The organism is Mycoplasma sp. CSL10137 (assembly GCF_017116845.1).
Classification (GTDB): domain Bacteria; phylum Bacillota_I; class Bacilli_A; order Mycoplasmatales; family Metamycoplasmataceae; genus Mycoplasmopsis.
On the sequence record NZ_JAFIRE010000003.1, the window covers coordinates 75,142 to 92,240 of the forward strand.

The 17,099-nt window shown below is 26.0% G+C and carries 11 protein-coding genes; 3 read left to right on the forward strand and 8 right to left on the reverse strand.

Translation table 4 applies throughout. The features are described from left to right. The first annotated feature begins 33 nt into the window (after positions 1–33). Positions 34–900, forward strand: a complete 867-nt coding sequence (locus JXZ92_RS04225; RefSeq protein ID WP_374967676.1) for a bifunctional oligoribonuclease/PAP phosphatase NrnA — start codon at positions 34–36, stop codon at positions 898–900. Positions 901–929: 29 nt separating this feature from the next. On the opposite strand, the gene JXZ92_RS02215 is transcribed toward JXZ92_RS04225, so the two are convergent. The 3 genes from JXZ92_RS02215 to JXZ92_RS02225 all read right to left on the reverse strand — a co-directional run bounded on the left by JXZ92_RS02215 (position 930) and on the right by JXZ92_RS02225 (position 4,510). Continuing rightward, positions 930–1,364 (reverse strand): hypothetical protein, encoded by a 435-nt coding sequence (locus JXZ92_RS02215; RefSeq protein ID WP_205852153.1) that lies wholly within the window; start codon positions 1,362–1,364, stop codon positions 930–932. 276 nt (positions 1,365–1,640) lie between these two features. Then, positions 1,641–2,372 carry an MAG0920 family protein gene (locus tag JXZ92_RS02220; RefSeq protein ID WP_205852154.1) on the reverse strand — a complete coding sequence of 244 codons (732 nt, stop codon included), beginning with the start codon at positions 2,370–2,372 and terminating at the stop codon, positions 1,641–1,643. A gap of 248 nt (positions 2,373–2,620) precedes the next feature. After that, positions 2,621–4,510, reverse strand: coding sequence for an MIP family Ig-specific serine endopeptidase (locus JXZ92_RS02225; protein ID WP_205852155.1), 1,890 nt, complete (start codon positions 4,508–4,510; stop codon positions 2,621–2,623). A gap of 416 nt (positions 4,511–4,926) precedes the next feature. On the opposite strand from JXZ92_RS02225, the gene JXZ92_RS02230 reads away from it, so the two are divergent. Further along, positions 4,927–6,303, forward strand: coding sequence for a ribonuclease III domain-containing protein (locus JXZ92_RS02230; protein ID WP_205852156.1), 1,377 nt, complete (start codon positions 4,927–4,929; stop codon positions 6,301–6,303). Between the two features lie 190 nt (positions 6,304–6,493). Here the strand turns inward: JXZ92_RS02230 and JXZ92_RS02235 are convergent, their stop codons facing one another. The 5 genes from JXZ92_RS02235 to JXZ92_RS02255 form a co-directional block, all read right to left on the reverse strand. Continuing rightward, entirely contained in the window at positions 6,494–8,878 is a 2,385-nt protein-coding gene (locus JXZ92_RS02235; protein ID WP_205852157.1) for a phosphoketolase, read from the reverse strand. A gap of 181 nt (positions 8,879–9,059) precedes the next feature. Next, positions 9,060–9,872 carry a Cof-type HAD-IIB family hydrolase gene (locus tag JXZ92_RS02240; RefSeq protein ID WP_205852158.1) on the reverse strand — a complete coding sequence of 271 codons (813 nt, stop codon included), beginning with the start codon at positions 9,870–9,872 and terminating at the stop codon, positions 9,060–9,062. 13 nt (positions 9,873–9,885) lie between these two features. Next, positions 9,886–14,271 (reverse strand): PolC-type DNA polymerase III, encoded by a 4,386-nt coding sequence (locus JXZ92_RS02245; protein WP_205852159.1) that lies wholly within the window; start codon positions 14,269–14,271, stop codon positions 9,886–9,888. A gap of 10 nt (positions 14,272–14,281) precedes the next feature. Then, complete coding sequence (locus JXZ92_RS02250) at positions 14,282–15,343, reverse strand: phosphatidate cytidylyltransferase (protein ID WP_205852160.1); 1,062 nt, start codon at positions 15,341–15,343, stop codon at positions 14,282–14,284. Between the two features lie 147 nt (positions 15,344–15,490). After that, positions 15,491–16,276: a type III pantothenate kinase gene (locus tag JXZ92_RS02255; RefSeq protein WP_205852161.1), complete on the reverse strand. Its 786-nt coding sequence runs from the start codon at positions 16,274–16,276 to the stop codon at positions 15,491–15,493. Between the two features lie 63 nt (positions 16,277–16,339). Here JXZ92_RS02255 and JXZ92_RS02260 point away from each other — a divergent pair, with 63 nt between their 5' ends. After that, complete coding sequence (locus JXZ92_RS02260; protein WP_205852162.1) at positions 16,340–17,089, forward strand: phosphotransferase; 750 nt, start codon at positions 16,340–16,342, stop codon at positions 17,087–17,089. Positions 17,090–17,099 lie beyond the last annotated feature (10 nt).

The following is a 17,099-nucleotide window of genomic DNA, read 5'->3' on the forward strand; positions in this document are numbered from 1 at the left end:
TGAGAAATAATATCTCAAGCACAATATATAACTTTATGTACTCATATAGAACCTGATGGTGACACCTTAGGCAGTGCTGTTGCATTAAAAGAATTAATTTTGCTTAATTCAACAAAAATTAAAGAAGTAAAAATATCAGGTAAAGATTACCCACGTAATTTAAGTTTTTTATTAAAAGAAGAAGAGAATCTTGTATCTAATGAATTCTTTAACAAAAGTCTTAAAATCGTTGTTGATACTTCAACAAAATCAAGAATTTACGATCATAGAGTTATAACTCAAGAATCTATTAAAATAGATCATCACCCATTTGAAAATGAATGACTATTTGAAATAGGTGGCGATAATTGACCTGCCACAGGACAATTAATTGCAATGCTTATAAAACATTTGAATCTTAAAACTAATAATTTATCACTTGAAGGTGCGGCAGTTGCAATTTTAACCGATACCGAATTTTTTAAAGAAAGAAATATAACCTCCGAAACTTTTGAAGCTATGAAAGTGCCATTTGAACATAATTTAAACTACTCTTCCTTACTAATTAAAATGCAACTTAATAACGAAGAATTAAATACTATTTGAAAGGTATGTAATAATAAAAAGGTTGTCGAAAATGTAACATATACAGTATCAAACGATATAATAACTAACGATATAGTAAGACCTTTAGTCGCTAAATTTGTTGAAATTTCAAACACAGATATTACAATTGCTTTTTTGAAAAGAGAGCAAGGTGATTATAGAGTTGAAATTAGATCAAACGGATCCTTTGATGTTTCAATAATTGCAAGAAAATTCGGTGGTGGAGGTCACCACAATTCAAGTGGGTTTATAATTAAAAATAAAGATGAAATTGACAAAGTTATAAATTATATTAATAATTTAATAACAGCATAATAAAAAGCCGTTTAAAAGCGGCTTTTATTTTATAACAATTCATTAAAAATATTTTCTCTATTATTTCAATAATTTATTATTTGTTCAATGCTGAAAGTATTATCATTTAATGAAATATGATTATTACCTGAGAAAAGTAATAAATAAAAGTAAAAATCAAATTGCTTCTGTTTTTTAGTTATATTAAATATCGAAGCTAATGTCGATTCAACTTCATTATTTTTATTATTAATAGTTATTAAAAGTTCTCTTACTCTAAAAATTTTTTCATTTATTTTTTGTGGTTCGATTTTAACTTCTTCTTCCAATGTAAATTTACTTAAATTAATCTTTTTATATTTAAGATAATTAGAAAAAGTTTTGATTCAAAGAATATTAAAATATAAAATAGGAATAAGAGTGATTATACCTAAAACAACCCAAATTATTCCTCATTTTCTTGAAACTTCAATAGTTTCATTCATTGAATAAAAAATAATTAGAGGAATTAAAACAATTGACAAAATCGTTAGGAAAGAAGTGTAAATTAAGAAATTTCTTATTTTTCTTTTAATTATTTTTTCAATTTGCTGATTAATTTTTAAATTTTTATTTTTCGAATTAACAAACAATGAATTAAATACAGAATAAAAAAATTTAACATTTAAAAATGGTATCCTAAAACAAAAACTAACATAAGTAAGGTTTGCTAAAAAAATTATAATGAATAAATATATACTATCCATGTTTTTTATTTCCTTTTACTTATTAAAATTTGAATAAACATCATCTAAATTATTTCAAATTTTAATAATTTCTTCATCGCTTAAAGAATTGTTTTGGTTATCAAGGATGTGGTTTGAACCAGAAAACAATAATAAATATGTAATATATTCAAATTCTTCTTTATTATTTATATTCTTTAAAAATCTATCCATATCAAATTTACGTACATTAATTATTTTATTGCTTCAAAACATAAAAATTTGTGCAGATAATTTATATGAATATATCATTCGTCTAGATTTAAAAATATTTTTAAATTCTAAGTTGCTTTTATTTACGTCAAGCTTTTCTTCTAATAAAACATCTTTATTATTATTTAGTTTCTTAAATTTAATAAGAATTACTAATACTCTTACAAATAAAAATAAAAATATTACTGGTGGTATAAATAATAAAACTAATGGTAAATAAGGTATTAACGCAATAAAATTGCTTGTTTTAGAAATAATTGTTATAACATTAATAACTACAGACGCAACACCAAATAAACTAATCACAAATAATCAAGAAACCAAAACAGTTAATGTTTTTAAAATTCTCTTTAATTGTTTATCATTTATCTTTAAATTATTGTTCTTTAATTTTTTAAGCATACTGTCAAGTAATACAATATACATTTTAAAATTTCACTTTGTATTATTTACCATTATTAATAATAAAGACATTGGTATTAACAAAAAAGCAAAAACTAATACTAAATTTGTCATTTTCTCCTTTTTATTTATTTTATATGATTGAAAATTATATTTAATAATAATAAATTTAAAATTAAAAACATATTTTTGTCATTTTTATTGAATTTAAGTCAAAAAATACAAATAAATATAAAAAAGTTGAATTATTGTTTCAACAATAATTCAAATTTAAAATTTATATTTTGAGTTGTTAAATTTCTAAATACAATTATATTAAAAAGCAAAATTAAGATCTTATCACTTAATTTTGCTTTCTTATTTTAATAACCTTTTGTAAATATTGCGGTATCTTTTTTACCATTTTCAAACCCATTTGGGTAAATTTTACTTAAGTTTTCACGATATGAAGCGGTTTGAGCAGAATATTTAGTTTTATCACTTCCGTCAATCAAGTTATATGCCTTAATAGTATCGTTATTGAATGTATAATCATTTGATAATAATAAAGGTGTAAATGAACCTGATTTACTTAAATCACCATAATCTACATTACTACTTACACCACTATATGCACCAATAATTTGTCCAAATTCATTATAAACAACTGAACCTGATGCTCCATAATATAATGATGAAAAGTTAATTCTTTGTGTAAATCCGTAGAAATCAGCTAATGTTTTACCGAATATTTCTGTATATGGAGAAAAATTATTATTTGTCATTTTTTCTTCATAAGCTCTAGCCGGTAATCCAAAAGTTTCTGAATTTTTTGAAGTACCTGTATATCAATTTTCGTCACTGTTTCTCTCTGTTGGATTATTACGACTTCAAGCTGATGAAGATGAACCTAAAGCTGGATATCCACCGATATAAATATCTTTTGCATTGGTTAAGTTTTCTCCGGAATTTTGCATTGCACTTATGTAATCAGTTGTAAGTGTGTATGTCGAAACGGACTTGTCTTGGTTAGGTGTTGTATTATCTTTATTTCTTTTGATGTATTTATTTAAAGCATCAATTGCATCTTTAAATCATTTCGAATGAGTATCATCCATTTTTGAAAAATCTACATCTATTTCAAAAACAGCAAAGTCAGTGTAAAAAGGTATATATTTATTATTTTGTAAAGTATTATTAAGTGCTCAAATTGAATTGCTCTTATCGTTAATATCTTCATAATCTTGAGCTTTTAACTGTTCAAAACGTTCTTGAGTTTTTCTTCTAGCCTCTTGTTGATACTTATTTATATATTCATGTTTCATAAAATCATAACCTGCAAAAATTAATTTAGGTTTTGAAATAGCATCTGTCTGAGCTATTTGTGTTCTGGAAGCGTCATCATCACTTCTTTCTCTATTTGTGAATAATTGATTATTTGTTAATCATTTTGCTCTATAACGTTCATCACCCGCGTAATTAAAATTATTATTTTTAGCTTCAAAATCAGTTATATATTCACTACTTTTTCCAATCGAAATAGAATTAGCCTTAAAACCTCTTTCGTCATCGTAATTTAATTGCTTTGCAACACTTTCTTCTAAAGTATTAGATAACATACCGATAACATGTAAATTAGTAGCTAAGAACAACTTGTATTTGTTTTCATTTTGTTCATGATAATCAAGCAATCAAGCAGTACCACCTGAAGTTGCTAAAAACGAACTATCGTCAGTGCCTAAATTTACACCAAATTTAATCGCAAATGTACGGTCATATATTTCTTTATAAATGTCTTTTTCGCTAGGCTTTGTAAACTTATTTACATCCATTGAATATTGGTGATCTCTTTTTCTTAAATTATTGAAAAAATCAGCATCAGGTATAAAAGGCATTTCAGGGTTCGGTTTCGAAGGTTGATTTTGTGCTCCACTCCCTCCAACTTCATTAGCATTACTATTTGATTGATTTTCACCTGTGTTTTCGGGATTAGTTGTTTTTTCATTAGTTTGTGTATTTGCAACATTACTTTGGTCTTGAGCATTGGCGTTTGAGTTCGTTGAATCCGCCACATTTTCATTTTTATTTGGTGTAGTATCACTATTAGTTTTATTATTTTGTGATTCTGTTTTAGCTAAGTTATCATTATTTTTAATATCTTTTTTATTCTCTTCTTTTTTTGGAGAATTATATTTATTTTGTGAACAAGAAACCACCGCAATTGTAGGTAGAATCACTGTCGATATCATTGATAATAATATTTTCTTTTTCATTTTAGTACCGTCCTTATTATGAATATTTAATCAATATTTGAAATTATATACTTATATATAAATTTTAATAAAAAGTGAAAAAATATTTTTTAGACATAAAAATAGACATAAAAAATGTTTTTTCACATTAAACTAAATATTAAATAAAATATTAATATAAAATACTTTTTAATATTTTTAAAAAAGTGGAAGATGTACATGAATTAGGAGGCAGTTGAGTCTCAACACTTAGAAACTCAAACCTTTAGTTCTTATGATAATATTTTAAAAATATTAGAAGACTTAAAATAAAAGCATTCGTTTTGTTTGCTTTTTTATTAAAACAAATGTTTATTGAGTTTAATTATTTATTATAAAATATTAATGAGTAGTTTCGCATATTTTAAACCTATTTACAAAAAATAAAGGAGATAAATATGATTAAACTACAAAATAATATATTAAAGTACAAATTCAAAAATCCACTTTTATTACACCAAGCCTTAATTACTAAAGGATACTCAAATACAAATAGTAATGGTGGAAGTTTAGAAAACGGTCTAAAAACCGTAAATAATGAATACCTTGAGTTTTTAGGGGATCCTGTTCTCAATTTAGTTGTCAAAGAGTATTTGATTGGTAAATATAAGAAAAAAGACATCCCTAGCTTAGACATTGAGGTTGATTTAGGTAAAATAAACGATGAATCACAAAGTTACTTTAAAAATGATCATTTAAAAATAATCGCAAAAACAATTAACATTAATGAATTAAAGCATTCTAGTCGAACAAACGACGAGGACGATAGCTCTAAAGAAAATGCTGATATTATTGAAGCAATCATTGGAGCTGTATATATAGACTCAAATTATGATTTTAATATTACTCGTGATGTTGTAATTAGACTACTACAAATTGGTGAATCTTCTGGAAAAAGTGACGAAAATATTATTAATAATACAGTTAAAAATAGTAAAGAAGTTGCAATTTCTAAACAAAATAAAGTAGCATTCAAAATTCCAACAGAAAAAAGTAATATTGATAAACTAATAAAATTAAATATTATTGATGTTACAAATACACTTTCTCAACTTGTTAAGGAAGGTTCAAACAATAATTGAGAAAGTATAATATCTGTTAAAGATAAGTTAAACAATAGTAATTTAGTTGAATTTAAGTCTAAAAAGTCAAAGAAAAAAGATTCGATTAACGATGTAATTGTAAAATTAGATAAATGATCTACTAGCCGTTTAAGTGATTATGAGAATAATTTAAATACTCCTTCTAAAAAAGATTTAGAAAAGTATGTAAATAAAGACGATTTAAGTAAAGTCGAATCACTAACATTTAAATTTGAAAGCAAGCAAAGCGGCATTACAACTTGATTTTTTGTAGGTAAATTGAAACTTAATAACCAAAACACTAACCATGACTTTAAAGTTTCTGCACCTAAAAAAGATAAATTAAAATCTGAAGTTAAAAATTATATTGCTAACTATATTAAAAATATAGATAAACCAAAAGCAAAAAATAAAAAAACCGATGATTTAGCATCAAAAATAGTCGCTTACGAAAAGGAATCAAGACCTTTTGCTAGCTTAAAAAATAAATTTGAGAAATATAAAATCGAAATTACTGATATCACTGAAAAACAAATATCAAAAGATAAGGTTGAATTAAACGTTTCGCTGCTATTTAAAAATAATTCTGAAACAATGACTAAAAAAATTGAATCAAATAATCGTACAAAAGCGTTAAATTCACTTTCTAATCAATTGCATTTAGCAATTAATAACAAATTCAAAGATAAATAGTTGAAAAAAATACGAAACTACTCTAGACTATTTATTAGTTAAAAACCTTAGCCCTTTTACAAGACTAAGGTTTTTAAATTAAAATTTATGATTTTTTAAATTTTTTAAAAAATAGATTTCGTTTTAAATATAAAATTTTTATTATTAAAAACAAAAACTGGACTTGTTAAAGTTCAGTTTTTCTCTGTTATTATTTATTTAAATCTTCTCATTTTCAATTTCTAACTTCATCAATATCAATACCAACTTCTTTTATATAGTAGTTGTGGTATGCGATTTTTTCGTCCATTAAATCTAAGAAATCTTTAACATTTTCTTGACCATACACTGCTCTAGCGGCTGTTTTAGACATGTGGAATCTATCCATGTGTGACATTAAACGAATATCAAATGATGTAGTGATATCACCATTTTCCCTGTATCCGTGAACTCATAAATTGTGGTTTCTACGTGAGAAGAAGAAGTCTCTAATTAAACCTTCAAATCCGTGGAACGCAAATAATATTGGTTTATTTGTTGTAAACACTGAATTAAATTCTTCATCTGATAAACCACGTGGGTCAATACTTTGATGTCTTAATTTTAATAAATCAACAACATTAACGAATCTGATTTTTAGATCTTTAAAATGTTTATTTAAAATTGAAATTGTAGCTAATGCTTCTAAGTTTGGTTCTGTTCCTGCAGCTACAACAACTAAATCTGGTTCTTCACCTTCTTTAACGGTTGATGCTCAATCAATTACTTTGTAACCTTTTTCAACCAATTCTCTCGCTTCTTCTACGTTATAAAATTGATCTCTAGGTTGTTTTGACGCAACAATTAAGTTAATTACATTTCTTTCTCTAAATGATTTATCTAAAACTGCTAATAATGTATTTGAGTCTGCAGGTAAATATTCTCTGATTAATTCAGGTCTTTTATCTGCTAAGTGTCCTAAAATACCTGGATCTTGGTGTGTATAACCATTGTGATCTTGTTGGAATGCAGTTGATGTTGCAATAACGTTTAATGAAGGATAATCTTTTCTTCATGAAATTTTATTTGCTTTAACAACTCATTTCATATGTTGAGTTAACATAGAATCAACTACTCTTAAAAATGATTCATATGAAGCAAAGAATCCGTGACGTCCAGTTAATACATAACCTTCTAAGAATCCTTCTGCTTGATGTTCTGATAATTGAGAATCAATTAATCTTCCCGCAGGACTTAAAGCTTCATCTAATTCAGGATTAATTTTTTCCATTCATTGTCTATTTGTTACTTTTAAAACTTCAAATAATCTATTTGATTTAGTTTCATCAGGTCCAAAAGCTCTAAAGTTTGTTGGATTTCTTTTGATAATATCAGCAAATCAATAGCTAGCTGTTACCATATCTTGGTCTTTAACTTCACCAGGTTTAGTAAATTTAAGTGCAAAATCTTCTCAATTTCCAAAATTAAGTGTTGTAGGGTTTACACCACCATTTGTAATTGGGTGCATTGCCATTCTTTTTTCACCTTTTGGCGCGATATCAGCAAATTCTTTTTTAAAAGAACCATCTTCGTTAAATAATTCATGTGGTTTATATGATAATAATCAATTTTCTAATTCATCAATCATTTTTGGGTTTTCAGAAGTAACAGGAACTGGTACTTGGTGAGCTCTAAAACTTCCTTCATATTTTAAGTTATTAATTCTTTCAGGTAATGTTCAACCTTTTGGTGTTCTAACAATTAAAGCTGGTCAAACAGGTCTTGTTGCTTCTTCAGCTGGTCTTTGTCTTTGCTCAGCATGAATTGCTTTAATTTTTTCGATTGCTAAATCAAATTTTTCTGCCATTAGCTCATGAATACCAATAGTATCTTTTGGGTCAGCTTCAACAAAAATAGCTTCTCAACCATAACCTGCCAGCATATCTGAAATTTCTTTATCAGTTTTTCTAGCATAAATTGTAGGGTTTGAAATTTTTCCACCATTAACATGAACAATAGGCAATACAACCCCGTCATTTACAGGATTAATAAATGATGATGAGAATCAACTTCCTGCTAAAGGACCTGTTTCTGCTTCACCATCCCCAATAACTGTTGCCGCAATAATATTTGGGTTATCTAAAATAGCACCTACTGCATGCGAAATTGAATACCCTAATTCCCCACCTTCATGAATTGAACCAGGTGTTTCGGGAGCAGCATGAGACGCTGTACCACCAGGGAATGAGAATCTTTTAAACATTCTTGTTAACCCTTCAGTATCATTTGTAATTTCTGAGAATAGTTCTGAATAACTTCCGTCTAAAAATGAGTTAGAAATCATAACTTGTCCACCATGACCTGGACCTGAAATGTAAAACATTTCTAAATCATATTTATTTATTACACGATTTAAGTGTGCATAAATTAAGTTTTGACCAGGTATTGTTCCTCAGTGCCCAATTGGATACATTTTAATATCTTCTGGACGAATTTTATCAAAAAGTAAAGGATTATTTCTTAAGTACATTTGACCTAATGATAAATAATTTGCAGCTCTTCATCAAGCATGAACTTTATCTAAATAATCTTTACTATCAAAATCATTTTTTTTCATAAATCTCCTAATTTATTATTTTATTTTTTATTAAAAGAATCTTTTTTTCAAAAGATAACTATATAGTATATTTATTATATTATTTTTATATTATTTTTTATAAAAATATGTTTTTATTTCATATTTTCCATTGCATTGTATAAGTTTATAAAAATATTCAGTAAATACCGAATATCTTTTTTTATTCTTCTATAAATTGTTTTAAATACTTAGCGAGTCCGGAGTCATTACATGAATGACTTGTAACCTCGTCAGCTATTTGTTTTAATTCATCAACTGAATTTGCCATGGCAACAAGTTTTCCTATCTTGCCTTTTGCAGATGCATCATTCATCGAATCGCCTATATGAATTGCATCTTTTGGATCGATCCCTCACAGTTTACATAATCTTAACTCTTCATCACCTTTAGATACATTTGCTCCTGTTATTTCTAGTATATTATTATTTCCACTAATTGTAACAGTTAATCTACCTTCGAATTTTTTGCCTCATTCATTAGCTAATTCTTTGATTCTATCCTTATTTAAATTTCAAATAAGAGCCTTGTATACATCAAAATCATTTTTGTAATCCTTATATCTTTTAGCATTTTTCTTACCAAATCCCATAAGAATTTTATAAAATCAGTTTTTGACAAACGCCAAATCTCTTGAGTTTGAATTATAAACTACAAAAGATTTACTTTTTTTAATTTCATCAAAAAGTTCTTGAGCAACTTTTGGATCTACTATTTCTTTATTAACTACTTCTCCCTTTACAACTGTTTGTGCACCATTTCAAGCAATATAAGTTTCAGAACCTAAATCTCTAACTATTTTAGCTGTTTTTGGGTTAACACCTCTCCCGGTTGATACAATAACCGGAATTTGTGTTTGAAGTTTTCTAATTATATTTTTTGTATATTCTGTGGCTTCTTTGTGTCAAAATTTTTCGCCTGGACCATCTAAAGTTGTTCCGTCTAGGTCTATAAAAATTACTTTTGGTTTATTCATTTTTTCTCCTTAATTATAATGTAAATAATGACATTTGATTAGTTTCTGTTAGATCTTTAAGAACACCTAATTCATCTAGCACGTTTGTTATGGTTTTATTTACACCACTTCTTAATTTAAAGTCTTCTTTCGAAATAAACGGTCTTTCTTCACGAGCTTGAACTAATTTTTGGGCAGCCGCAAGACCTAAACCTTTAACAGATGTAAAAGGCGGAATTAAAGCGTTATTTTCATAATCAATTATTCATTCATCTGCTTTAGATTTCATTAAATCAATATTAGAAATTTTATAACCTCTAGCATAAATTTCACGTGCTATTTCTAAAGTTACTAGAAGATCTTCATCTAATTTCTTTTTATCTTTTAATTTATTAATTTCGTTAATTTTTTCATTAATTTTTACCGCTTTAAAATCATCTACAATAACTTTAATATCAAACTCTGATACACGTATTGATAGATATGTTGAATAATATTCCAATGGTTTATATAACTTAAATCAAGCAATACGTCAAGCCATAATTACATATGCTGTAGCATGTGCCTTAGGGAACATATACTCAATCATTAACATACTTTTTATCATTCACTCCGGAATATTATTTTTCTTTAGCTCTGATTGTTCTTCCGGGCTTAATCCTTTACCTTTTCTAACTTTTTCCATTACCTTAAATGAAAATAAGGGATCTAAACCTTTTTTAATTAAAATTAACATAATATCATCCCTACAAGAAATGACATCACTTACAGACATATTTTGTTCTTTGATTAATGTTTCTGCATTACCCTTTCACACGTTTGTACCATGTGATAATCCTGAAATAGAAATTAAGTCTGAAAAAGTTCTAGGATTTGCATCTTTAAGCATTTTTCTAACAAAGTTGGTACCAAATTCTGGTAATCCTACTGCACCTGTAGGCTCGTCTCCAATTTCGCTAGGTTGAATACCTAACTCTTTAGTGCTATAAAATAATGACATAACTCTAGGATCTTTTTTAGGTATATCCGTTTTAACATTAACTCCTGTCATCTTAGATAACATAGCAATCGCGGTAGGATCTCTATGACCTAAAATATCTAATTTTAATAAATTATCATGAATAGATTCAAAATTTAAATGAGTAGTTTTTCAATTTAATGAAGTATCATCGGCTGGATAATTAATTGGTGTAAAATACTCTACATCAAATTCTTTTGGTACAATGATAATACCACCAGGGTGTTGACCTGTAGTACGTTTAACTCCTTCAATTTTGTATGATAAAAAGTCTATATAACTATTTGTGTAACCAAAATTAAACTCTTCGTTTGCTTTTTTAATATAACCAAATGCTGTTTTATCTTTTATAGTTGATATTGTACCAGCTCTAAAAGTATGATATTCTCCGAAAAGTTCCTTTATATAATCATGTATAAATCCTTGATATTCACTTGAGAAATTAAGGTCTATATCCGGAACTTTATCAGCTTGAAAGCCTAAGAAAGTTTCAAAAGGTATCGAATTCCCATCCTTATCCATTAAAATATTGCATTTTTCACACATTTTATCATCTAAATCATAACCTGATGGAGTTGGAGGATTTTTAACTAGCTCAAAATATTTACAATTATCACAAATATAATGCGGTGGTAATGGGTTAACTTCAGTTATTTCTGCCATTGTTGCAACAAAAGATGAACCAACACTACCACGACTACCAACGATATATCCATTTTCTTCAGATTTTTTTACTAAAATATGTGAAATTCAATAAACAACATCAAAACCATATTTTAAAATAGGTTCCAATTCTTGTTTAATCCTTAATTCTACAATTTCAGGTAATTTTTCACCATATTTCTTATGTGCATTACTATAAACTAACTCTTTTAATTTTACATTTGAATTATCAAATTTAGGGGTATATAATTTTTCTCGCGTTACAACAATATTATCATCAACCATATCTGCAATTTTATTTGGAGTTTCCACAACAATTTCTTTTACTAAATCTAAATGACCCAGAAAACTAAATTGATGAATCATTTCTTCGGTTGTTAAATAATTTAATGTTGGTATTTGTAAACTATCTTTCTTTCTATAATCAAACAAAAAATGAGATGTATTTCCAATTCCTTTTGAATATACTAGTGATTTGAAAAATATTGCATCTTCTTTAGTTTCGTATCTAACGTCACCAATAGCAACCACCATCTTATTTAAACTTTTTGCCTTATTAACAAGATGTTTAAGCAACCCTTCTATTTCTTCTTTCGAAAAATCATCTTTTCCGCTTCATTTATGAGAAAGTGTTTGCGGCGCTGGTATTTCTATATAATCACATCTTTCAATGATTTTCTCTAACTCTATATCATTCGAATAAAGTAGTTTATCAATTAATTCACCCCTTAAACCATTTGAACCAATTAATATATTTTTACTTTTTGGTAAATCGTCAAAAAACATTTTTGGAGAGTTTCAAAAACGTTCTGTTAATGTTTTTGAAATCATTTGGAAAATTTCTTTTAAACCATCGTTGTTCAAAGCGATTACTGAATATTGATTAAAAGTAGTATTTAACTTAGAATAAAATAATTTTTCATCTCTAGTAAATTCATTCAACTCGCTCAATGTTACTACATTGTTATCGACAAATCAAAAAATAGAGTTCTTAAAAGCACTAGCCAAAACTTCCGCATCATAATCAGCTCGGTGAGCAACTTCGGTATCATAAATAACATCGAAGTTCTTACAAAATTCACCTAAACTATGTTTTTTCTTATCTTCAAAAATAATTCTTGAAATCATAAGAGTATCTATATATGTTGTTTTTGGTAATTCTCTATTAGCTTCTAAAAACTTTTGTATCAAGAAGTTCATGTCAAATTTTGCATTATGTGCAACCGCTATTTTATTATTGAATAATTCATAAATTTTATCAAGCGCATCGTCTAATTCAATACCTTGAGAATCAATCATTTGTTGAGTAATACCTGTTAAGTTAGTTGTAAATGCAGAAAGAGGTTTTTTAGCTTTAACAAAAAATTGTGACTTATTAACAATCTCACCGTTCTTAATTACAGTTGCACCAAATTCTATCAATTCCCCAATTCTTGGAGATAAATGAGTTGTTTCTATATCGAAAACAACAAATTCCGCATCGTTAATATTTATACTAGGGTCAAAATCACCTAAAATAATATTATTTCCTTTTTCGATAATATCAAAAGAAACACCATAAATGGGTTTTATGCCATTTTTCTTTGCTGCTTGTGTAAATTCAGGAAACGCTTGAACCGAATTTGAATCTAGTATTGCAACGGCTTTGTGACCATGTTTTTTAGCAATTTCTACTAAATCTGTCGCAGATAAAATACCATCCATGGTATTCATTTTAGTTCTTGCTGATAATTCAATTCTCTTTTCTATTGAATTATCCAAAGTAACATTATGATAAGGATTATCTCCAACAATAATTTTATCTGATCTAACATTTTTATTTAAGTCAAAACCATATCTGTTTATTTGTAATAATCCATCAACAAGAATAAATTGTCCAACTTTATAAATTGTCGCATTGTTTTTATCTTCACCTAAATAGTGAGAAACTGTTATGGTATCTTTATAGTCTGTTAAACTATATTTTGCCACGTAGACATTACCTAGCCTTCTAATTTCTTGACGATAAATTTCGCCCTCAAAATGAACTTTTTTATTTGTTTCTAACTCCGAGAAAGTTGACATTTCTTTTATCGTTACATGATTATATGTATTTTTGGAAAATTTATTAAATCTAAAATTAGAATTATTATTGTTGTTATAAAAATTTGAACTATAACTATTTGTTTTTTGAATATTAACCTCTTTTTGGTTAAGTTCTTTTATATACTTTTGAAGTTCTTTATCATGTTCTTCAATATGATTAAAACTATTAATGGTTTCTACCAATTGAAAATCAATTTGAAAATCTTTAAATCCATAACGAATCATATCATTTTTGATTATATTTCTAGCTTCAGTAATTTCCTCTTCGGAAATGTCTGATTCATGCTTTATTATATATGTTCCATTATTTGGATTTAATACTAAAGCGGAACTATTTTTTTTAATTAATTCGGCAACTTTTGGTATTTTTTTAATTAATGCGGGTATTATGTTTAAAAGATATTCTCTAAATTCTAAGGATTCGTATACATAATTTTTAACAATAAAATTAAATTTATTTTCTTTTGCAATTTTTGAATTTTTTGTAGCTCATAATAAATTTTTGAATGTTTTAAAATTCAAAATCGAATGTATTACAAAGGTAAACTCTTTTTCACTATTTTGTTCAAGAATAACATCATCTAATTCTGGGTCATATTTTAAACCAGAATAAATAGCAAAACTGTTTAATAAGTGATCTCTAAATTTAGACATATGGCTCCTTCTAACTTCTTCAAGCAATAATTCCGATTAAACTTCATAAAACAAAAACAAACGATACACTATCAAACCTATCCAAAATACCACCATGTCCTTTTAGTATTTTAGAGAAATCTTTAATTTCCAATCTACGCTTTATATATGAAAAATATAGGTCACCTAACAATGCAAAAATAGGCGAAGCGATAATTAATAATGAAAAACTTATTTTTTTAATTCCTTTATCAAAAACTAATTCTGACAAAATATTATCACCACTTTTTTGAGTAACACTATAATAGCTTCAAACAAAAATTAAAGCAATTAAAATAGCAAACACATAACCAATAATAGCCCCTTCCCAAGTTTTTTTAGGACTAATTAATGGCGCCATCTTAGATTTAAATAGTTTATTTCCAAAAAACATGCCGCCAAAAAATCCGCCCGTGTCATAAGAAACCGAAAAAATAAAGAAAATAATGATATATTCTAAACCTGTATTTAAAGTATTTAAATAAATATAGGTTTTTATAAAGTTAATAGCAACAAAAATTGACAAGAAAAAACTTATACCCCTATGTAAAAGTGCTAAATAATTAGTTTTATTATCATTGGAATAATATCTAAATAACATAAATATTATTGTTAATAATAAAATAAATATGTAAGTTTGTCAACTACCTAATATATAATTAAAAATATTACTCTTTAATATGCTGTCGGTAAGACCATTTTCTAATAACTCCTTACCTAAAATAGGATTAGATCCATTTAAAATAAGTATATTTATTAAAAACTTATCATTAACGAATAATCCAATAATTCCGATAAATGATATTAAAATTGATAATTTCGTTTTTTGTAAATAAGCTTTTGTAAGTTCGAATAACAAAATGAACAAAAAACTAGAAATTAATATTAAAGAAAAAATCCTTAATATTCAAAATGGCACAAGTTCAAAATTATAACTATAATAAAAGCTATATCTATTTATAGCAATAAACATTATAAAAATAACCGCAATAATGATTGCGGGAATTATTCTTTGACTAATAAGAGCATTCATTTTTTCATTTTTTGAAATCATATTTATATTATAAACGATTACTAATTAAAAGTTATTATATTTTACATATAAAAGTTATTATTTTATTGCATTTTCATGTTATTTTATAATATAAATTAATATCATTAACTAAAAAACATAGAAAAGTTATAATCTTTTTAAATTTATTTATTTTAAGTTGTTATTAATAAATATTTGTAAATAACCATCCATTACTTCGGTTTTAACATGCTCAATATTTTGAATATTAATTTGATTTATTATTTGATCATTTCCTGTAATTTTGTATTGAAATTCATTTATAGAATACTTAGATAAGAAATATTGTATATATCCATAAACTTGAGCTTTACAACCTAAATTTAATGCCGAATGAGTGTCGTTTCCTTTGTCGTTTGTCAAATTAGTTCTCATGTATTTTCTATCTAATTTATTTATTTTATCAAAAAGGTGTGAATACGATTCATAAAACCCGGGTGCAATAGCTACCGATATTAATTTATTATCTTTTATAACAACTGTAGTTAAAGCGGTTCCAAAACTAAATATTACAGCATTTTTATGATGATTTGACTCACATAATCCTATCAAATCAATCCCTAATTCATTAATATCTACATCAGAAAAATCTGTTTTGAATTTCTTTTTATTATTAATAATATAAGGTTTAGAATCAGGAAAATATTCTAAGAGAATTTTTTTAAAAAACATATACATTTCTTCGTTTACAAAACCTAGAATTAATTTTTGTTTACATTCTAAATTGATGGCTTCACTTAAAAAAGTTCTCATTTTATCTATTAAAATATTTTTTTGATTTAAATTACTAGTTAATTGAAATTTATATTTTATTAGTTTAAAATTCCAATTATAAACAGCATACTTTATAGAAGAGTTACCTATATCAAATACAACATATTCATTATTAATTTCTTTTTCAAAAAAGTTTATCATATATTATAAATTGTACTTTGTATTGTGATATAATCAAATAAAAATAATTAATTAAGAGGCAAAATGAAAAAAATAAACATAGGCTTTACAAATGAATCGTTTTTAAACGATAATGGCGACTTTTATCAAATTAAAAAATATAATTGATTTAATCACAAATTAGATTATAAATTATTAGAAAAATTTGATTTTGTTCCTAAATTAGTTGATGATACACCAAAATGTCTTGAATGACAATGAATTGAAGGTAAAAATCCAGAATTTACAAGAGATGATTTAGAAACTATTGCAGATAATTTAAAAACCTTGCATGATTCTGAGTTAAAATTTCCTAAATCAAATCATTCAGCGAGAATTAAAAAATATCGTCAAATTTTAAAAGAAAGAAATATTAAAATTGAAGTTTTAGATAAGTATTATAAACGTATTAATTTAATATTGTCGAAAAGTCAACACAATAGACCTCTTCACAACGATTTATACACAGCAAATATTATTAAGAGAACATCAGATAATAAAATATTTTTTATAGACTGAGAATATGCTTCAATGGGCGATAAACACTTTGATTTAGCTTATTTTATAACCGGATCTTTTTTAAATAAAGAACAAGAAGAAATATTTTTGAATAGATACGAATCGTATTGAGAAGAATATTTAATACAACAAAAAATACTTATATATTATTTAATAATTTTATGAATTAATGTTCAAGATGTTAAACCATTCGATGATAAACCGTCTATAATAAAATTGGAAGAAACAGTAAAAGAGTTTGAATATAAAAAGTTAAACAACTTATTTAAAAAATAAAAATAAAAAT